This is a genomic window from Thiohalorhabdus sp. Cl-TMA, from assembly GCF_041821045.1.
Taxonomy (GTDB): Bacteria; Pseudomonadota; Gammaproteobacteria; order Thiohalorhabdales; family Thiohalorhabdaceae; genus Thiohalorhabdus; species Thiohalorhabdus methylotropha.
In genome coordinates this window covers 138354-157555 of record NZ_JBGUAW010000002.1, presented here as the reverse complement: position 1 = coordinate 157555, position 19202 = coordinate 138354, and the positions used below count along the sequence as shown (strand labels likewise).

General features: G+C 66.2%; 20 protein-coding genes and 1 pseudogene. 5 read left to right on the top strand and 16 right to left on the bottom strand.

Annotated features, from left to right (window positions below; genetic code table 11):
• Positions 1–64 precede the first annotated feature (64 nt).
• The 3 genes and pseudogenes from ACERLL_RS02990 to ACERLL_RS02980 form a co-directional block, all read right to left on the bottom strand.
• Positions 65–1099 carry an Acg family FMN-binding oxidoreductase gene (locus ACERLL_RS02990; protein WP_373654578.1) on the bottom strand — a complete coding sequence of 345 codons (1035 nt, stop codon included), beginning with the start codon at positions 1097–1099 and terminating at the stop codon, positions 65–67.
• A 235-nt stretch (positions 1100–1334) separates the two neighbouring features.
• Positions 1335–1715 (bottom strand): annotated as a pseudogene (locus tag ACERLL_RS02985) (methyl-accepting chemotaxis protein); the annotation flags it as partial.
• A gap of 983 nt (positions 1716–2698) precedes the next feature.
• Positions 2699–3226 (bottom strand): SCO family protein, encoded by a 528-nt coding sequence (locus ACERLL_RS02980; RefSeq protein WP_373654577.1) that lies wholly within the window; start codon positions 3224–3226, stop codon positions 2699–2701.
• A 415-nt stretch (positions 3227–3641) separates the two neighbouring features.
• On the opposite strand from ACERLL_RS02980, the gene ACERLL_RS02975 reads away from it, so the two are divergent.
• The gene (locus ACERLL_RS02975) at positions 3642–4061 is read left to right on the top strand and encodes a hypothetical protein (protein ID WP_373654576.1); all 420 of its coding nucleotides are present in this window, start codon (positions 3642–3644) and stop codon (positions 4059–4061) included.
• Positions 4062–4256: 195 nt separating this feature from the next.
• Here the strand turns inward: ACERLL_RS02975 and ACERLL_RS02970 are convergent, their stop codons facing one another.
• On the bottom strand, positions 4257–4940 hold the full coding sequence (locus tag ACERLL_RS02970) for a DNA alkylation repair protein (RefSeq protein ID WP_373654575.1): 684 nt from the start codon (positions 4938–4940) through the stop codon (positions 4257–4259).
• A gap of 580 nt (positions 4941–5520) precedes the next feature.
• On the opposite strand from ACERLL_RS02970, the gene ACERLL_RS02965 reads away from it, so the two are divergent.
• Both ACERLL_RS02965 and ACERLL_RS02960 read left to right on the top strand, forming a co-directional pair.
• Positions 5521–5862 carry a hypothetical protein gene (locus ACERLL_RS02965; RefSeq protein ID WP_373654574.1) on the top strand — a complete coding sequence of 114 codons (342 nt, stop codon included), beginning with the start codon at positions 5521–5523 and terminating at the stop codon, positions 5860–5862.
• Positions 5863–5932: 70 nt separating this feature from the next.
• Complete coding sequence (locus tag ACERLL_RS02960; RefSeq protein ID WP_373654573.1) at positions 5933–6574, top strand: DUF6064 family protein; 642 nt, start codon at positions 5933–5935, stop codon at positions 6572–6574.
• Positions 6575–6581: 7 nt separating this feature from the next.
• Here ACERLL_RS02960 and ACERLL_RS02955 read toward each other — a convergent pair whose 3' ends face one another.
• Positions 6582–7274: a DNA alkylation repair protein gene (locus tag ACERLL_RS02955; protein ID WP_373654572.1), complete on the bottom strand. Its 693-nt coding sequence runs from the start codon at positions 7272–7274 to the stop codon at positions 6582–6584.
• Between the two features lie 44 nt (positions 7275–7318).
• Complete coding sequence (locus ACERLL_RS02950) at positions 7319–7618, bottom strand: hypothetical protein (RefSeq protein WP_373654571.1); 300 nt, start codon at positions 7616–7618, stop codon at positions 7319–7321.
• A 149-nt stretch (positions 7619–7767) separates the two neighbouring features.
• Here ACERLL_RS02950 and ACERLL_RS02945 point away from each other — a divergent pair, with 149 nt between their 5' ends.
• Complete coding sequence (locus ACERLL_RS02945; RefSeq protein ID WP_373654570.1) at positions 7768–8310, top strand: hypothetical protein; 543 nt, start codon at positions 7768–7770, stop codon at positions 8308–8310.
• Between the two features lie 64 nt (positions 8311–8374).
• Here ACERLL_RS02945 and ACERLL_RS02940 read toward each other — a convergent pair whose 3' ends face one another.
• The 10 genes from ACERLL_RS02940 to ACERLL_RS02895 all read right to left on the bottom strand — a co-directional run bounded on the left by ACERLL_RS02940 (position 8375) and on the right by ACERLL_RS02895 (position 18069).
• A complete protein-coding gene (locus ACERLL_RS02940) occupies positions 8375–9262 on the bottom strand; it encodes a universal stress protein (protein WP_373654569.1) in 888 nt (295 codons plus the stop codon).
• Between the two features lie 107 nt (positions 9263–9369).
• Positions 9370–10125 (bottom strand): hypothetical protein, encoded by a 756-nt coding sequence (locus ACERLL_RS02935; RefSeq protein WP_373654568.1) that lies wholly within the window; start codon positions 10123–10125, stop codon positions 9370–9372.
• A gap of 423 nt (positions 10126–10548) precedes the next feature.
• Positions 10549–11016, bottom strand: coding sequence for a very short patch repair endonuclease (locus ACERLL_RS02930; RefSeq protein WP_373654567.1), 468 nt, complete (start codon positions 11014–11016; stop codon positions 10549–10551).
• 12 nt (positions 11017–11028) lie between these two features.
• The gene (locus ACERLL_RS02925; protein WP_373654566.1) at positions 11029–12216 is read right to left on the bottom strand and encodes a hypothetical protein; all 1188 of its coding nucleotides are present in this window, start codon (positions 12214–12216) and stop codon (positions 11029–11031) included.
• A 6-nt stretch (positions 12217–12222) separates the two neighbouring features.
• A complete protein-coding gene (locus ACERLL_RS02920; protein ID WP_373654565.1) occupies positions 12223–13461 on the bottom strand; it encodes a DNA cytosine methyltransferase in 1239 nt (412 codons plus the stop codon).
• A gap of 22 nt (positions 13462–13483) precedes the next feature.
• Positions 13484–14140: a TSCPD domain-containing protein gene (locus ACERLL_RS02915; protein WP_373654564.1), complete on the bottom strand. Its 657-nt coding sequence runs from the start codon at positions 14138–14140 to the stop codon at positions 13484–13486.
• A gap of 85 nt (positions 14141–14225) precedes the next feature.
• Entirely contained in the window at positions 14226–14612 is a 387-nt protein-coding gene (locus tag ACERLL_RS02910) for a type II toxin-antitoxin system VapC family toxin (protein WP_373654563.1), read from the bottom strand.
• The gene (locus ACERLL_RS02905; protein WP_373654562.1) at positions 14613–14768 is read right to left on the bottom strand and encodes a type II toxin-antitoxin system Phd/YefM family antitoxin; all 156 of its coding nucleotides are present in this window, start codon (positions 14766–14768) and stop codon (positions 14613–14615) included. It lies immediately after the preceding gene.
• Between the two features lie 255 nt (positions 14769–15023).
• On the bottom strand, positions 15024–15839 hold the full coding sequence (locus tag ACERLL_RS02900) for a DUF4393 domain-containing protein (protein ID WP_373654561.1): 816 nt from the start codon (positions 15837–15839) through the stop codon (positions 15024–15026).
• A gap of 85 nt (positions 15840–15924) precedes the next feature.
• Positions 15925–18069, bottom strand: coding sequence for an adenosylcobalamin-dependent ribonucleoside-diphosphate reductase (locus ACERLL_RS02895; protein WP_373654560.1), 2145 nt, complete (start codon positions 18067–18069; stop codon positions 15925–15927).
• A gap of 333 nt (positions 18070–18402) precedes the next feature.
• On the opposite strand from ACERLL_RS02895, the gene ACERLL_RS02890 reads away from it, so the two are divergent.
• Positions 18403–19194: a class I SAM-dependent methyltransferase gene (locus tag ACERLL_RS02890; protein WP_373654559.1), complete on the top strand. Its 792-nt coding sequence runs from the start codon at positions 18403–18405 to the stop codon at positions 19192–19194.
• Positions 19195–19202 lie beyond the last annotated feature (8 nt).

Below are 19202 nucleotides of genomic sequence, written 5' to 3'. Positions count from 1 at the left end.
CGCGATCCTCTCCGGAGAACATAGCACTGCCGAACGCCGGGGGGTCCTGGGGAATTCCCGCAGGCTAGGCCGGGTCCACCACCTCGTCCACCGGGCGGCGCGGCGTGGGCGCGCGCTTTTCCACGCCGAACCCCATGCGGAGCAGCACCTGGGGCATGCCGTGAACCCCGCCCACCTCCTGGAGACGCAGGCGCAAGGCCGGGATCTCGACGGGCTGATTGAGGAAGGAGGCCTGCACACCGTCCTCCGCCGCCCGCAGCAGCACCCCGGCCAGGCCCTGGCCGGCAGCCAGCCAGCACAGGGGATCGTCGCGGTCGGTGGCCACCACAGCCAGCACCGGGGCGTTCACCGCCCAGTAGCGGTCCCGTTCGGCCTGCCGGCCGCCCCAGTTGATCCAGCGCAGCATCCAGGGGCCCACCAGGGACGGCAGCCGCCCGAAGCCCAGCGCGTAGCCGGGCAGGCCGTCACGGCGCGGCGAATCGTTGATGCGCACCCACTCGGACAGCTCGCGGCGGAACCGGGCGCTCGCCCCCTGACGGCGCGTTCCCTCGGCCACCAGGCCGGCCACCGGCTCCTTCTCCTCCGGCCGGGCCAGACAGAGCAGACGCGCCCCTTCCGATTCGGCCATCCAGGTGAGCATGTGGGTAAGCTCCGGCGGCACCGGCGCCTCGCGGAAGGCCCCGCGATGCGTGAAGCGGCGGAACAGGGCGCTGAACAGGAGCCGATCCGAATCCTCGGGGGCGTGCGGACCGCCGGGCGCCACCCGGGCCAGCCAATCGGGCCGGTCCGGATCGGGCAGGAGGGTGACGGCGTCCCGCAGGCCGAAGTGGCGCAGCGCCACGCGCAGGTGGAACAGCGCCGCGCCGCAGCTCATGATCAGCTCGCGGTCGTTGGGATCCACCACCGGCAGGCCACGGCTGTGATCGGCGAAGAGATCCACCCCGCCGTCGCGGATGCGGAAACGCCAGGGCTGGGAATTGTGGCTGGACGGAGCGAGGACGGCGTATCGCAGCAGGAAGCGGAGCTGCTCGTCGATGCTGCCCTTGCGCGGAAAATCCGATTCGGCCACCCGCCAGGAATGAACGGCTTCCTTGCCCATGACATACCTCCCTAGCCCCTTCCCCCCTTAAAACAAGAATAACAAGCTTGGGGAAGGGGTGCCGGATCCCGAGGGCCCGGCGGTGTCCCCGCGGTTACCGGGTGGTGGTGAAGCCCGCCAGCGAGGCCTGCAGGCCGTGGGCCATTTCGCCCAGCTCGTGGGCGGAGCGCTCGGTGTCCCCCACCGTCTGCGCCACGGTCTCGGCATTGCTCTGTATGCCGGAGACATTCTCGGTGGTGTCGTTCATGGTGGCGGCCAGCTCCTCCGCCGCCGCGGCGATCTGATTGGCGATCTGATCGGTCTCCTCGATGCCCGAGCGCACTTCGTCCATCACCGAGCGCACCTGCCGCATGGAGGCCACGGAGGAATCCGACTGGCTGCGCAATCTGGCCAGGATCTCGTTCACCTGGGTGGTGGCCTGCGCGGTCTGGTCGGCGAGCTTGCGCACCTCGTCGGCGACCACCGCGAAGCCCTTGCCCTGCTCGCCGGCGTTGGCGGCCTCGATGGCCGCGTTCAGCGCCAGCAAGTCCGTCTTCTTGGCGATGGATTCGATGGAGGCGACGATCTCGTCCACGCGCTGCGCGGAATCCGACAGCTCGTGGATGCGGTCCGAGGCCTCCGAAACCGATTGCATCCCCTTCTGGGTGGTTTCGGCGCTTTTCGAGGCGGCATCCGAGACCTGGCTGATATTCTCCGCCACTCCTTGCACCACCCGGTTCACCTCCTGGGTGGAATCGGCCACCTGCTCCACCCGCTGGCTGGAGGCGTCGGCGCTCTCCTTGAGGTTGTCGGAAACCGCCGAGAGCTCCTCGCTGGCGGCGGCGAGCTGGCCCGACTTGCCCTTCCAGTCGCCGAACAGCCCCTCCAGGGCGTCCATCAGCTCGTTGAAGGACTGCACGGCATCGCTATGCCCCCCCACCTGCCCGCCGTCCACGCGGATGCGCAGATCGTGCCGGTCCTGCAGCTCCCGGACCGCCCCGGCGATGCCCTCGTTGGCGATGAACTGGGCCGCCTGATCCCGCAGGATCAGCATCAGCACCGCCGCTTCCACCAGCACCCAGGCCGCGTGCAGGAGCACGATGTCCAGTCCGGTGCCGTAGTTGAACACCAGGAGCGGGGCGCCGAACAGCTCCACGCCGTTCACCTGGCAGTAGTTGAACACCAGGTGGTGCAGGGCCGTGGTCGCAACCGCCACCAGGACGGGGACCCCGTCCCGGTAGCGCAGCAGGAAGGCCAGGGCGGCGAAGATGTGGAAGTGCATCTCGATGCGCCCGAGGTGCTGCTGGATGAAGATGGCCGAGAACACCATGAGGGACATGGCGATGATGCTCCGGGAGAGGACCCGGCCGGGGAAGGCGCGATAGGCGATGAAGGCGGCGCCGAAGGTGAGCCCGCCGGCGGTGAAGCCGAGCAGGTAGGTGCCATGGCTGAAGGCCATGAGGGTGGTGGCCACCACCCAATGGATGAACAGCAAGCCCACCAGGAAGCGGTCGGCGTTTTGGTTGTCCTCCCGGAGCGCCCGTTCGAGGCCCGCCGGGAGGTCTTTCCGATAGGGGAGGAAGAGCTGCCAGAACATACCGGCTCCTTGTTCGTGCTCCATCAACCGGCGCGGGGAGGCGGCAGGGCCCGGCGAATGCCGGCGATCACCCGCTCGCCGGCGGGGATCCGGGCCCGAATGCGCCAGCCTCTGTCACCGCGGCCCAGGACGTAGACATAGGGATTGTGGAAAGGCTCGCTGCCCTCCCCCATGCGATACAGCCAGGCCCCGAACTCCCGCGACAGGCGAGCCAGGGCGTCCTCGGCGGGTGCCACGCCCTTGAAACGGGGATCGTGCGCACGGATGTAGGCGTGGGTCCGCTCGGAATCGGGGACAGGCTGGAGGTTGACGAAGAACACCTCCAGACCGGGGTAGTGGTCCCGCAGGCGGGGATAGGCGTCGGATAGCCGGTGCAGGGTCAGGGGACAGCTCCGGGAGCAGCCCGGGAAGCCGAAGAAGACCAGCGCGAGGTCCCCGCGGGCGCGCTCCAGAAAAGGGGCGGTCACCCCCTTTTTACCGTGAAGGGGAAGCTTGCCAGCGACGAGCAGCGCACCGAGGTTGAGGAGGACCAGGGCGCCGAACAAGGTCATTTTCTGCCACCGGGACAAGCAGTAGCCCCTCCGCAGCACAGCGGGTTCAAGGAGCCCGGCGCGCAGCCGACCCGCGGATCCGTCCGACCCCCGACGTCCTCGCGACATTCTCCGGCGGCCCGGGAATGTCCCCAGGGGAACAGGGTGCTTTCATTATGGACCCGGGGACATCCCCGTCAAGGAAAGCGGTTCATTCCGCGGCTCGCCCGCGCTCCGGGGGCAGCGCGGCACCGGGGCGCCGGAAAAGGCCGCGGAGCAGCGGCGGCTGCACGAAACGCGGACAGGGGGGCTGTCCGCCCTTGCGATTCGCTGTCCCGGGAAATTGATGGGGCCCGGGGCTTCGGATTGCCCGGTGCCCCGAGGACGGTTATGGGTGGTGGGACCATTCGGTTCCCCACACGACCGGAAATGCACCTTGGCCATGAAAATCTTCGACGTCTACCACCACCCCGAGCACGGCCTGCGCTCGGTGAAGCAGGGCTTTTGCTGGCCGGCGTTCCTGGGTAACGGGCTCTGGGCCCTGCGCAGGGGGATGGCGGGCCTGGGGGCGGGCCTGCTGGTCGCCGTCCTGACCCTGGCCGGGACAGTGGCCGCAGCGGTCCTCCTGGAAGCCTACGGAGCGGCCGCGGGAGCGGGCCTGGCGGCCATGGCGATGCTGTCCTTCGCGGGACGCCGCGCCAACCACTGGTGGCGCCTGACCCTGCGCAGGGAGGGCTTCTATCGACTCTGCACCGTGGACGGACACACCTCCACGGCGGCCGCCGCGCAGGTGGCGCCGCCGGAACCGGAGCCGGACCGGTCCGAGAGCGCTCCGACCATCATGGACCGGGAATAGGGCAGGCTTGCGCGCTCCGGGAGGGACCGGGTCCGCGCCCGCCACCGTCGCGGCCGGAGGCCGCTCCCACAATGGCCCATAAACCAGAGGGCCGATCCGGCGGGAAGACGCGCACCACAGCGCCAAGCCAGCGAATCCGGCCGGTCAATGCCGGGCGTCCCGCCCGCTTCGACCGGCCATCCCGAAGCGTCGCGGCTAGGAATCGCTCCGCATGCGCGCCCGCACCTCCTCGGAGTCCAGCTCGCCGAGGACGTCCTGCCCCACCCAGCGGGCCGCCTCCTCCGGCTGCTCCTGGAGCCCGCGGGCGATCTCCAGGGCCTGGTCATACAGCCCCGCACTGCGCAGGCCGATGCGGCGCAGGGCCCAGCTCACCGCCTCGCGTACCCGCTCCCGCTGGTCACCGGCGGCCATCTCGATGGCGGGATAGAACACCGAGAAGCGGTCGTCACCAGCATCCAGGTCGTACATGGCCAGGGCGGCAATAAGGGCGAAGGCGGCCCGCTTGACCTGCTCCTCCTCCCGTTCGGTCCACTCCTCCGCCTTCCGCCAGGCGCGGTCCATCCGGCGGAACAGGTAGAGGCTCGCCTGGTCGCTCAGCTCCCAGGAGTCCAGGGAAGCCACCCACGCCTCCGCCTGCTCGTCATCCACGCGCTCGGCATCGGCGAGGCGGGTGGCCAGCAGCCGGGCCTCGTGCGCTCCGCTTTCCCAGAGGGAGAGGGCCAGCTCGTGATCGGTGCCGATGCTCGTGGCCAGCTCCTCGATCACCTCCTCGGACACCCCCAGGGCATTCTCGGAACGCACCCCCTGCCGGACTCTATCCGTCACGCGATCCGGCTCCGACCGGGACCGCAATACCTCCAGAACCTCATTTGCGTCCATGTCACCCCACTCGCTGAATCGGGCTGGTGGCCGCATCGCCATCCAGGTGGAAATCCCGCCCCGCATCAAGGGGGCCCATGACGGCGCCGGGATGGGCCCCGGCGACCGGCCCGCGGGACGGCACGCCCCACGGCCGCGCTCCATGGCCGAGCAATCCACTCCCTGGACGGACGGTATTCCGTCCCGGGCGGCATGGATGCCGGGAAGGCCGTGCCGGCTTCGAGAAAAACCTAGGGTTTTCCGGGATTTTTACCGAATGTACCCGGCTACGGCAATCCCGAATCATTCTTCGGCGCGGGACAATGCCGACGGCATCCCCAGTGGGATTCGGCACGGAAGGACAGTGCCGCAGCGACTTTCCCGGGAAAACGGAGAATTTTTTCCGTTCCCGACAGTCCAATGCGGCGACAGCCGGACGTCCCGGAAGCGGACGCCCGTGCGGCGGAAAAACGATGCATCCTTATAGGCATAGGGAGTCCCCCCAATTGGTGCGGAGCGGGGCTTCGAGGCTTAATACACCCTCAGCCCGAGGACGTCTCCGACGGGGAAACCAACCTTCTTTCGAGCAGGGCCGACATTCATGAAGCACAAGGATTGGCAGACGAACCTGGACACGGCGCGATCCAGCCTCCGTGCCCAGGAAGAGATCCTCGAGCAGCTCCGCAGGGAGGCCGAGGACGGCGAGGATCCCTATCTCTCCGTTTCCGAGCTTATGACTCGCTGGCAGTTCCTCCGTACCCACTTCCGCAAGACCCAGCTCACGCTCATGCGGGAAGCCGATCGCATGCCGAGCCTGAACGACTACCAGCAGCGCCGGGTCATGGATTCCCTGGAGCTTCAGGCCCGACAGCTCGATTCCCGTCTTTCCGCGATCCTTGGCAGCCTGGAGCGCCGCGAGGGGAAGCACTGCGTTAGCGCCTGAGGACTCGGCCCGGGCCACGGCACCCGATGGTGGTGTAGACTGGTCCCGTTACCACCTCACGGGGTACGGGATGCCCTTCACGGCCGAGGAGTTCTTCGCGGTCTTCGCCGCCTACAATCGTGCCCTCTGGCCCCTGCCCCTGGTGACCGAGCTACTGGGGCTGCTGGCGGCGGCCCTGCTGCTGGTGCGCCCCCCTTGGGCGAGCCGCGCGGTGGCCGGGATTCTGGCCATCCTGTGGCTGCTCGTGGGGGGCGGCTACCACTTGGCGTTTTTCACCGCCATCAACCCCATGGCCCACGCATTCGGGGCGATGTTCCTGGTACAGGGCGCCCTGCTGGCGTGGACGGGGGCCTGGCAGGGCGCCTGGCGATTGGAGCCCGTTTCCGGAGCGCAGGGCTGGCTGGCCGGCCTGCTGGGCTTCTACGCCCTGGTTGTCTATCCCCTGATGGGTCTGCTCGCGACCCATCCCTATCCCGGCACGCCGCTGTTCGGCATGGCCCCCTGCCCAACCGCCATCTTCACCCTGGCCGTGCTGCTGCTGTCCACGGACGGACCGCCCTGGCGCCTGACCGCCATCCCCCTGGCATGGGCAGGCATCGGCGGCAGTGCCGCCATGCTGCTGGGCGTCCTCCAGGACTACGGGCTGATCGTGGCCGGCCTCCTGGTGCTCGGGGCCACCCTCCACCCCTCGGGCGCCCGCACCGCCTCCTGAAACCGGCTCAGGAGGACGCGCCGCGCAGACGCCCCTGCACCAGCTCCGAGCGCAGCTCCACCTCCGCCTCGTGGCCCAGCCGGTGGGCCTCCTTGGACTGATTGACCGGATCCTGCAGGCCCTGGGCCACCTCCAGCGCCCGGGCGTTGAGGCCCGGGGAGCGCTTGCCGATCTGGCGCAGCGCCCAGCTCACGCCCTTGCGCACGCGGTCGCGGTGCTCGCCGGCATCGCGCTCTATGGCGGGGAAGAAGGCCTCGAAGGCGTCGTCCCCGGCCTCGTCGTCGTGCAGGGCCAGGGTGGCCATGAGCACGAAGCCGGCGCGCTTGGGATAATCCTCGTCGCGCGCCGACCAGGCCAGCGCCTTGTCCCAGGCGGGCGCCGCCTTCCAGAACAGGTTGGCGCAGCACTGGTCCACCAGGTCCCAGGAGTTGAAGTCCGCCGCCCAGGCCTCCATGCGCTCGCCGTCAACCCGGGCGGGGTCGGCCACCATGGAGGCCAGGATGCGCGCCTCGTGGATTCCGGTTTCCCAGAGGGCCACGGCCAGCTCGTGGTCGGTGCCGAGCTCCCGGGCGAGCTCGCGCAGCCGGGGCACCCGCACCCCCAGGGCGTGCTCGGTATTGATGCCCAGGTGGGCCATGGAGGGGATGGTGCCCGGCTCCACCAGGGCATGCAGGCGTTCCATTACGGCGTCGGCGTCCATGAATTCCTTCCTCGGAGGGTGGCTCGTCGGGACGGGAAGGGGCGCTATTCCTCCCATTCCACGTTCTTGAATATACAAAGGTAATCGGCATCCGGCCGCCCCCGGCACACCTGGTAGGCCTCCCAGAAGGACTGTCCCCAGCCGCCCAGCCACAGGCCCACCAGGAAGGCGAAGGGAACGAACACCGCCTTGCGCTCCCGGGGCCCCTTGCCGGACCGGGTGGCCCAGGCCCAGAAGCGCTTGAGCTGACGCAGGAGCAGGTAGAGCGCCGGCAGCCCCACCGCCCCCACCCAGACCACCGGACCGAGGTCCCAGAGATCCACGAATCGGGTGAACAGCTCCATGCTCCCTCCCCGGCGGCCGGACCGCATTTCCCACCGCGACCGCAGGCATCCCCGGACATCCGGCCCCGGATGTCCCGCTGTCCGCCAGCCCCTTGCCACCTCACCGGACGTGGGAGAGACTAGGCGCGACCGAAAACAAGGGGATTACCATGAAACCGATTACTGCTGTGCTCGCCGTGTTTCTGGCGGCCGTGCCCACGCTGGCCCAGGCGGTGGATCGCAACTTCGCGGGCCTGGAGCTCGGCACCTTCTCGCACCGCATCAGCCTGGAATCGAGTGGTGACGAGTACGACACGGACAGCGACGGCGATTATGCCGGCCTCTCCCTGGGCCGGGTGTCCTCCGACTGGCGGGCCCTGGCCACCGTGCACGTTCCCAACCTGGAAGACGATGACACGGTGATCTGGCTCACCGCCAGCTACGACTACCTGTTCAACGAAGGCTCGGTCCTGCAGCCCTACGCAGGCGGCCATTTCGGCTACTACACCTTCAACGATGACGACTCGGACAACTCGGTGAATTCCATCACCGTGGGCCCGGAGGCGGGGGTGCAGCTGCGGGTGGACCCCTTCATGGCGGAAGTGGGCGCCAAGTACGGTTTCGGCGTGAACTCCAGCGACAACGTCAACGGCGCCAACCTGCAGGTGGACTACGCCCAGACCGTCTTCATCCGGATCAGCTCCCTGTTCTGAGCATCCCGGGGAACCGGCGATTGCGGCAAGGGCGGCCCGGCGGGCCGCCCTTTTCGCTTCCCGGTCACGGCCGGACGGTGAGGAGATCGCAGGTGCAGCGCTGCATGAGGTGCACGTTGACGCTGCCCAGGAGCGATTCGGTCCACGGTCCCAGGCCGCGCGAGCCCACCGCCACCAGGTCCACCTCCTGGCTTTCCGCCTGGCCCAGAATGACTCGCGCCGGATTCCCCTGACGCACCAGGGGCCGGCACCGCTGGCCGTCGAAGGCGGCCAGGAAGCGCTCCAGGCCCTCCCGGGACTGCTCGTGGCCCACCTGCCGGTAGCGCTCGGCCACCTCCCACGGCATGGCCTCCAGGTCGAAGGTGCCCTCGAAGGGCAGCTCGAAGACGTGCAGCACGTACACGGTGGCCTCCGGACAAAGATCCAGGGCCCACTGGAGGGCCTTCCGGGAAGCCTCGGAGAAGTCCACCGCCACCAGGACCCGCCGGTAGGCGCGCCCCGGATGGTCCTCACTACGGACCAGCAGCACCGGCCGGTCCGCCGAGCGCACCACCTTCTGGGCGGTGACCCCGGAAAGCAGCCGCTCGTTGCCGCCCTCGCCGAAGGCCCCGGCCACCACCAGATCGAAACCGTGCGCCCGGGCGTACTCGCTGATGGCGAGCTTGGGATGGCCCTCCTCCACCGACGCGGACAGGGTGCCGGCGAATCCGGCGCCCAGGCGCGCCCGCAGCGCCTCCATGCGCTCCTCCGCCTGGGCCAGCGCGGCCCGGCGCGCCGCATCGCCATCGGCCATGCCGAGCACCTCCCGGATGCGCTCCAGGAGTCCCGTGGGCAGCACGAAGAGCAGGTGGATGGTGCCGTCGGCGGGCGCCAGGGCCATGGCGCGCCGCGCGGCCCGCTCCGCCTGGGCGGAGAAGTCGGTGGCGACGAGGATTCGGCGAACTCCGGACATGGGCGCTTTCCCCACTGTGGAACACGGGACCTCCGCCCAATGGTATCCGGGTGGAGCGCGCGGAGCGAGGAGGGACGGGCGCCCGGAGGGAGTCCATCCCTTTTCGCTCAGTCCCTGGAGTGCGCGATCAGGGCGCAATCATCCGGATAGGCGGCATCCGTCAGGCTGGTGCAACCGACCGTGAAGGCGAACGCCTTGTCCGGGGTCAGGTAGTGGCGCAGGTCGCCGCCGGAAATGCAGTTGGGTCCGGAGTTATTGGTGAAGGTGCCCGGGAACACCCCGTAGGAAGAGTCGGGCGCGTTGATGGTGCCGGAGTCCTTGCACCCCGAGCCGTCCTCGTAGGAGAAGGCCAGGGGCGCGCTGGACCCGGTAATAGCGGTTCTGGTATCGGCCCGGCCCGCCAGGGTGAAGTCCCCGTAGAGGGCGATGCCCTCCCCGTCATAGGACCCGGCCGCATCCTGGACGGAATAGGTGGACAGAGCGGACGCCCCCTTCTCCAGGACCCCCACCACCGCGGTGGAATCGGCGATGGCGATGTGCTCGTGGCCGCTGTCGGCATAGACGGCCAGGGTGTCGCCGGCCGCATCGGTGTAGTCGTAGAGGCGCTGGCTTTCATCGTTCAGGGCGGCCGTGTTGCCGGTTACCGCCCCGTCGATCTCGATCTTGGTGATGGCGCCGTTCGAGTCGAAGGTGAGCCGGATGGTCTTATAGCTGCCGGCATCGGTAATGTCGTCGGCCACTCCGTACCAGACCCCGGTCAGGGGATGCTCCGAATCGGAGGAGCCACTGCCCCCGCCCGAGCAAGCGGCCAACAGGAAAGCGCCCAGCAGCACCCCGGCCAGAACGCACGCAAACTTCCGCATTTATACCCCCTTTTATGTACGCATTAAGTAGTAAAGGGGTATCCTAGGAAAAAGTTTTCTCCCGGGAAAGTGCGCCCGCCCGTTCCGTTTTTCCGAAGCGTCTTTCCGTAAAATTCGGATTCCGGGGCCGATTCCCTGCGGGGCAATGAATTACCGCTCTCTCCTACTACACGGTACGAGTTCGAGCCGGAAATATTTTGAGATGGCGGGGATGGCAACGTATGGGCTGGTCGGGTAGCCATGCGGCTAATACTTCCGAAAACAGGCCGTCGAAGCCGTTTCTGGCATGGAAGACCAAAATTGCGGACCTTCCAGGGAAGCCGCTCTCGACGGTGCACTGTTTTAGTTGCAGACAGTGTGAGGTGGCATCGAGCCGGAGGGGCTATCTTTCGGAACGGCCCGACGTGTCCTGGAAGGCTTCTATCAACCACCTCCCGGGTTCCGGGAGGCTATTGCGGCGAGCACTGCTTCCACCGCTTCTTGAAGGTCCTTCTTTACATCCGTCTCCCAGAAACGGAGCACCGTCCAGCCCAGGGCTTCCAGCGCTTTTGTCTGATGCCGGTCCCGCTCCATGTTGTACTCGATTTTGGCCACCCAGTAGTCGCCATTGCTGCGCCGGGCAACCTTCTCCCGGTTTTTCTCCCAGTCCCGGCCATGCCAGAAATCGCCGTCCACGAAGACGGCCACGCGCTTGCCTCGAAAAACCAGATCGGGCTTGCCGGGGAGGTCCCTGGCATGCAGTCGATAGCGGGCTCCTCGGGCCCAGAGCGCCTTACGAAGCAGCATTTCGGCGCGGGTGTCGGTCCGGCGGTTCTTCCGCTTGGCCTTGGAGGCGTGCTCGGAGGCGGGTCTGCGGTCATCGAAGCGGGGGGCCTTGCGCTGGTCGCCCATGGCGGAGGCTGCCTATGCTTGAGGTGCTGACCGGATAACTTCCAGGGGATCGGAAGCCCAATCACCGGTCACCTTGATCCGGTTATTGATTCGTCCCGGACACTTCTCATGCACACCCAGCTCCCGGGTCAATGCGTAACGAAACTCCCATTGCTCGGTTCTGGGGTGCAAGCAGGCCGCCGCTACCTGGAACTCAGTAGGAGAATAGTAACGGGAGCAGGGATCCCCCTTGGCCGCACGGGTGCGCTGGAAATCCAGCTTGTAACTGCCGTCGGCGTAGGCATCCCGAAGGATGTTCTTGCACTCGATCAGGACCGGCCCCTGGCCGGGAAACCGCACCTCCACGTCCGGCTGGCCTTCCCCTTCCAGGGGGCGGCATTGCTCCAGCTCCGGCAAGGCCCGCAGCTGCTCCACCAGATGGCGCTCGGCCACCCAGCCCCGGACGGCCATCTTGAGGCGCGGCGCACTCTGGATGAGGTCCAGGATCTCGTCGGTGGTCAGCTCGAATTCCGCCGCCAGATCGTGCAGCCGGCCCGGCCCCATGACCGGCTCGGGGGCTTCGAGGCCTGCAATACGGAGGGCGCTCAGATCGCCGAACTTGTCCGCCAGCAGGGAGCGGTGGCCCTGGGAAAGGCCCTTGGCGGCCCGCTCGAAGCGGACGTACTCCAGAAAACGCTCGGGCTTCCCGCCCACCAGTACTTCCGTGGGCTCCTCCAAGCCCGACTGGTCCCGCTTCTCCCGCTCCCAGGCATGCCAGCCGGATTCCTCGATGGCCTGGACGTGCTCCTCCTTGTACTCCAGGGAGATGAAGAAGCGGGTGGGGCTGTGCAGGACCGGATCGGCGGCCACGAAGAAGCCGCGCTCGGTATTGATGCCCACGAGCAGGGTGGTGTACAGCTCGTATGGATCCTGCCACAGGTCGTGTAGCTCCTTGCCCTCCCGCTTTTCCGAGCCGTATTTCACCTGGAAGCGGTGCTCGTCCTCGGGGCGGTTCTTGGTCTCGCGCTGATTGGCGTTGAAGGCATAGGCCACGATGCCCATGCGCTCGCCGTCCGGAGCCTCGAAGGTGATGCGGAAGGGGGCATGGTCCGGATCGGAGGCGTTCAGGATGCGGCAGCCGCTCGCCTCCAGCGCCTCCCGCATGAAGCGAACCAGCGGCTCGCGGGCATGGTGCTGAACGGAATAGGCGCGGTATTCCATGCCCGGCTATTCCGCGGCAGCCCTGCGGCCCTGACCCGTGCCCGGGTGGGCCGTATCGCTGTCCACCAGATGCAGGTACTTGTCGGGAACCGGCGCCACCGGCTCCGCAGGCGGGCAGTCGCTGCGTGCGGCGGGGACTAAGGACGGGGGCCGGTCGCGGGCGGTCTCGTCGCCGAAGAAACGGGCACGGATCTCCAGGCCCAGCTTTTCCGCGAGTGCGGAGGGCACGGCATTACCCAGCTGCTTCTGCACGCCATTGATGTCCCCCCGTACCACGAAATCGTCGGGGAAGGTCTGCAGCCGGCACAGCTCGCGCATGGACAGCCGCCGGCTGTTCCAGTGGAAGGGTCCCGTGGCCGGGCCGGGCTGGGCGGTCAGGGTCCAGGAGGGCCGGTCCTTGGCGATCTTGAGCAGGAAGTTCCAGAAGCGCCGGCGCCAGCCGAACAGCGGCAGACCCTCGCCGCGCTCCGTGTGGTAGAGGTAGTTCTGGCCCTCGGGGACCGCAGGCAAGAGGTCGCCCCATTTGCCCCGGGGCTGGAGCTCGGGATCGTCCTCGTCCGTTTCCAGGTCCCCGAGCGCATCCCAGGCAGTGCGCCAATAGGGCAGGCCCTCGTCCAGGGGCAGGGCGCGCTGCTTTTCCAGGCCGGGCAGAGCCCGGTGGGTGGGCTTCAGCTCGCCGAAGGTGCGTCCGTCCCTTGAGCCGATCAGGAACACCCGCTCCCGGGTCTGCGGTACGCCGAAATCGGCGGCGTTGAGGATCAGCACCTCCACGTCGTAGGCGGTGCCGAACTGGCGGTTAATGTCCTCCAGGGCCCGGCGGATGAGCTGCAGACCCTCGTCCTTGCCGGAATAGGCCATCCCCGTGACGTTCTCCATGAGGAAGGCCCGGGGGCGGGTGTCGCGCAGCACGCGCAGGAAAGCCTCCACGGTATCGGCGCGGGGGTCGTCCAGGCGGGCGGAATCGCCGGTGGCCCAGTAGCCGCATTTGGAGAAGGGCTGGCAGGGAGGGCCGCCGAACAGGAGATCGGGCTCTTCCGGGGCCAGTCCGGCGGCCTCAAGCAAGGATTCGGAAGGGACTTCCTGGATGTATTCGGGGAAAACGGGCCAGTCCCGGTTAGCCCGGAGGGTTTCTACGCAATCGGCATCGGACTCCACGGCGGAGCCAACCTGGAAGCCGGCGGCTTCCATGCCGAGGTCGAGCCCTCCCGCGCCCGAATAGAGACTGACCGCCCGAAGCGCAGACACGGTTACCCCTTTTCCCGGTGGCTCAGCCACACTTAGAGTCGCCGCACTCCAGGCAGAGGTTGCATCCATCCATGCGCACCATGGCCATGGCGCCGCAGGCGCCGCACTGGGTGGCGTTGGACAGTGCCCCAGTCTCCTCGGCCTGGGCCTTCTTGGCCTTGAGCTCCTCGGGGGTTTCCTGCTTCTCGATCATGCCGATCTTCTGCAGGTGCATCTCCAGCACCTCGCCGAGCTCGGCCACCAACGAGGGCATGTAGCGGCCGCCCTTCTTGAAGTAGCCGCCGGAGGGGTCGAACACGGAGCGCAGCTCCTCGACGAGGAAGCAGACGTCGCCGCCCTTGCGGAACACGCCGGAGATCACCCGCGTCAGGGCGACGATCCACTGGAAGTGCTCCATGTTCTTGGAGTTAATGAATATCTCGAAGGGCCGGCGGTGCTCCTTGGGCGTGCCCTCGTGCATGACCACGTCGTTGATGGTCACGTACAGGGCGTGCTCGGACAGGGGCGTTTTGATCTTGTAGGTGGAGCCCTCCAACCGCTCCGGCCGCTCGTCGGGCGGCGTCACATGCACCACGTCGGCCTCGCCCTGCTCGGCGGCCACCTGCGGGCCCTGCGCCCGCTCTTCCTCGTCCTTCACCACCGCGTAGCCGGTGATCTGCTTGTCGATCTTGATGGTCATGTCCGTTTCCTTCTGCGGTTGTGCGGGCGGCGGGCCTCTCCCCCGAAGGCCCAATGAATTCGGTCCCGGTTATTCCGGGTTCGGGTCAGGCCTCGGCATTGACGGTGCGGATGCCGTAGGCCTTGCTCTGCGGATCCCGGGTGACGACCACCAGCCCCTCCGCCTGGGCCTGGGCCACCAGCATGCGGTCGAAGGGGTCGCGGTGGTGGGCGGGCAGGGCGCCGGCCTGCTCGCCGTGGAAGAAGGTGATGGGCAGATGGGTGAACCCCTCCTCCGCCACCGCCGCGTCCAGGTCGTCCGGGGCCTGGAGCTTGCCCAGCGCCTTCTTGATGCCGATCTCCCAGCCGGTGGCGGCGCTCACGTACACCGGATTGGCGGGCTCGGCGATCCGCGCCCGGGCGCCTTCCCCCAGCCGGGGATCGTCGGCGAGCCACCAGGGGAAGGCGTGGGTATCGAGGAGCAGGCGCTCCACTCAGCCGTCCTCGAAGTCCCGAATCACCTCCTCGGGCGTCGCGTCGAAGTCCTCGGCCATGTGGATCCGCCCCTTGAACCACCCCGGCGCACGCGGCTCGGTGCACTCCCGGTGCGGCACCAGGTCCAGATAGGGCTTGCCGGCCCGGGCGATCACCACCCGCTCCCCCCTTCAGCACCAGCTTGCCCAGCTTGGAGAGCTTGGTCTTGGCCTCGTGGATGTTCACCTGCATGGGCGTGTCCCCCAATGGCTTGGCCCTGGTTGGTCCAGTCTAGCTAAGCCGGGTTCCAGAAAGCACTTTTGAGAGGTTCTCGACGGCCCTCCTACAGGCTTCACCCTACTCGTATTGACCCTTTTCTACCAAGCTAGCGTCAATACCTAGTTCGAATTTGACGTTCATTATATTTATTTTTAGACTTCAACCTCACTGCCTTTTTCTATCACGCAAGCTAACGCAAACTGTTTACCAAATTCGCTCAAAATAACAGACTTTCTATCAATTTCTACATCATAATCTTCACTATTCTCGTAATAATTAAAAAGTTCCTCTACAAGAGACTTTTTTTCAATATTTTTATACACCTCTTTTCTATTTACCTCTCCACTATTGATTTCCATCAACCCCATTCTTTGCAAATTGTTCAAATAAGATGGAGTCAGATCCGGACATTCACAACCAGCCCTATCTCCTGCCGTGGACAAATTTCTATAAAGATACTTAAACCCTTTTTCATTATTATCTATAAGCTTCAAATCAATAACCGGGTAGAATCTATTTAAGTTTTCCCCAAAAATTTTCATGATTTTCGCTTCATCAGAGGTCATACTTTTCAGAACTTCCACAAAAGCAGGATGCGCATTACGCATTTCTTCAGCATCCATGGCGTTAGCAAGCAAATTAGCGAACAGGTCTTGGAGATCTTCCTGGTAACCCGAGTATCTAAGCGCTTCTAACACCGGACCGGCAACATTCGGCGCTGGAGTGGTAATGTTCCTCTCATCTGTCCGAGATAATTTCTCCGCGACCTTTTGGTTAATGAAATCCTGGCACTGCTCGTATCCCCAAACCAAGGCCCCAACCGGGGAAAGGGCTGCATTAACTGCTTTCGTTAGAGTCTCAAGACTTTTACCCAACTCTTGGACAGCCGGCTTAAGTGAATCTTGGTATGCCTGATCTGCCAAATCAGGCCATGTTTTTCCTTCTTCCTCACCTCCATCTTCGCTCATAACCACTCTCTCCATTCAGGCCCTTGACTAGAGTCATGCCTCGTCAAAAGGTTGTTAAGAGGAAGGAAAGCCTTCCCCTTAAAGTTCAGAAGCGACCGTAGTACCCCTCCTTGAGGGCATCGTATAAATTCGCCGCGTTGTGCACCTCGCCGTCGTACTCGATCTCCTGGTCGCCCGTCACCTCCACCGTGGAGCCGTCGTCCAGCTCGAAGCGGTAGGTGGTGTTCTTGAGGTCCTTGTCCTGCACGAGCACGCCCTGGAAGGCCTCGGGGTTGAAGCGGAAGGTGGTGCAGCCCTTGAGCCCCTTGTCGTAGGCGTAGAGGTAGATGTCCTTGAACTCGTCGAAGTCGAAGTCCTGGGGCACGTTGATGGTCTTGGAGATGGAGGAGTCGATCCACTTCTGGGCGGCGGCCTGGATCTCCACGTGCTGCCAGGGGGCGATGTTGTTGGTGTCCGCGAAGTACTCGGGGAGCTGGTGCGCCGGGTCCTCGGCCTCGGGGTCGGCGTCGGGGTCGATGAACTGCTTGTAGGCGAGCAGCTCGTAGGAGTCCACCTCCACCTTCTCCTTGGACTTGCGCCCCTCGCGGATCACGTTGCGGAAATACTTGTGGGCGAAGGACGGCTCGATGCCGTTGCTGGCGTTGTTGGCCAGGGACAGCGAGATGGTGCCGGTGGGGGCGATGGAGCTGTGGTGGGTGAAGCGCGCCCCGTGCTCGGCGATGGGGTCGGTGATCTCCCGGGGGAACTGCTGCATGTAGCGGCTGTAGCGGGCCATGAGCACCTTGCCCGGCACGGTGTCGCCCACGCCATAGCCATCCTTGGCCATCTCCGGGCGCAGGCGCAGCATCTCCTCGTCTACGGTGAACAGCTCTTCCATGATGGGCGCCGGGCCCTTCTCCTGGGCCAGCTCGGCGGCGGTGCGCCAGCCGGCCTCGGCCAGCTCGCGGGAGACCCGCTCGGTGAATTCCACCGACGGCGGCTCGCCGTATTTCATGCGCAGCATGGCGAGGGTGGAGCCGAGCCCCAGGAAGCCCATGCCGTGGCGGCGCTTGCGCTCGATCTCGCGCTGCTGCTCCTCCAGCGGCAGGCCGGAGATCTCCACCACGTTGTCGAGCATGCGGGTGAACACGGACACCACCTCGCGGTACTGCGCCCAGTCGAAGTAGGCATCCTCGGTGAAGGGGTTGCGCACGAACTGGGTGAGGTTCACGGAGCCGAGCAGGCAGGCGCCGTAGGGGGGCAGACCCTGCTCGCCGCAAGGATTGGTCGCCCGGATGTTCTCCACGTACCAGTTGTTGTTCATGTCGTTGTACTGGTCGATGAGGATGAAGCCGGGCTCAGCGTAGTCGTAGGTGGAGGACATGATGGCGTTCCACAGGTGGCGCGCCTTGATGGTGCGGAACACCTTGCAGGCCACGCGGCCGTCCTCGCCGGTGATGTAGCCCGCCTTGCCTGGCCAGTCGCGCCATACCACCTGCTCGGGGTCCTGGAGGTCGATGTCCTCCACCTCCGCCTGCTTCTCGGAGATGGGGAACACCAGCGGCCACCAGCCATCGTTCTTCACCGCCTCCATAAAGTCGTGGGTCACCAGCAGCGACATGTTGAACTGGCGCAGGCGGCCATCCTCGCGCTTGGCGCGGATGAAGTCCTGCACGTCGGGATGGCCCACGTCGAAGGTAGCCATCTGCGCGCCGCGCCGACCGCCGGCGGAGGAGATGGTGAAGCACATGCGGTCGAAGATGTCCATGAAGGACAGCGGCCCGGAGGTGATGGCGCCGGCACCCGCCACGAAGGCGCCCTTGGGCCGCAGGGTGGAGAAGTCGTAGCCGATGCCGCAGCCCGCCTTCAGGGTCAGGCCCGCCTCGTGCACCTTCTGGAGGATGCCGTCCATGGAGTCGTCCACGGTGCCGGATACGGTGCAGTTGATGGTGGAGGTGGCGGGCTTGTAGTCCTGGCCGCCGGCGTTGGAGACGATGCGTCCGGCGGGGATGGCGCCCTGGCGCAGCGCCCACAGGAAGCGCTCGTACCAGTGATCACGCTTGTCGGCCTCCTCCACGTCCGCCAGGGCCCGCGCCACCCGCTGGTAGGTGCCGTCCACATCCGCGTCCACGGGCTCGCCGCGCAGGTCCTTGAGGCGGTACTTCTTGTCCCAGATGTCGAGCGAAGCGGACTGGAACGCCACCTGGACCGGCGCGGCGGACTCGTTGAGCGGCTGGACTTTGGCGGTCATGGGTTTCCTCCGGGCTGACGGTATGGCAACCACAACGTCGCCGCCGCACGGCCATGGCGGCGACGCTGTGGAAAATGTGGAATCTGTGGAAAAACACAATATCTTGTGTCTCCCGATTCAAGCTAACCGAATATATGGCCCGCTGCAAGGGTGGATTTGATGGCCGTCAAAGACCCGCCGTGCCGGGAAATCCGGCCCAACAGAAGCACAGTGTAAGTGCTTACACCTACATCCGAATTGAAGGGCTGGCGGTCTTGCAGTAGGCTGCTCCTCTTATCCTCCGTCCTCCCCCGGACGGACGGACTGACTCCGGAGCCAGAGGACCGAGCCGCCATGAGCGCCGATCGCAGCGACGACACCCCCGACCGCACGGAACAAGGCCCCCCCGGCAGCACCACCCACTTCGGGTTCCAGGAGGTGCCGCTCGGCGAGAAGGCCCGGCGGGTCAAGGGCGTGTTCGACTCGGTGGCCGGCAGGTACGACCTGATGAACGACCTCATGTCGGGCGGCCTGCACCGCTGGTGGAAGCGCTACACGGTCATGCGCGCCGAGCCCAAGCCGGGCGATCGGATCCTGGACGCCGCCGGCGGCACGGGCGACCTGGCGCGGCTGTTCAGCCCCCGGGTGGGGCCGCGCGGCCGGGTCCTGGTCTCGGACATCAACTACGAGATGCTGCACGTGGGCCGGCGGCGGCTGGCCGACGAGGGGCTTGTGGGCAATCTGGACTGGCTCACCGCGGACAGCGAGCGGCTGCCGCTGCCCTCGGACGCCTTCAACATCGTCACGGTGGCCTTCGGCCTGCGCAACATGACCCGCAAGGGCAAGGCGCTGCAGGAGCTCCTGCGGGTGCTGAAGCCGGGCGGCCAGCTCCTGGTGCTGGAGTTCTCGCACCCGGTGGCGCCGCTCAAGCCCTTCTACGACGCCTACTCCTTCCAGATGATCCCGCGCATGGGCAAGATGGTGACCGGCGATTCGGACAGCTACCAGTATCTGGTGGAGTCCATCCGGCAGCACCCGGACCAGGAGACCCTGCGCGAGATGTTCGACGACGCCGGCTTCATCCGCACCGGGTATACCAACCTCACCGGGGGCGTGGTAGCCCTGCATACCGGCTTCAAGTCCTAGCGGGCCCC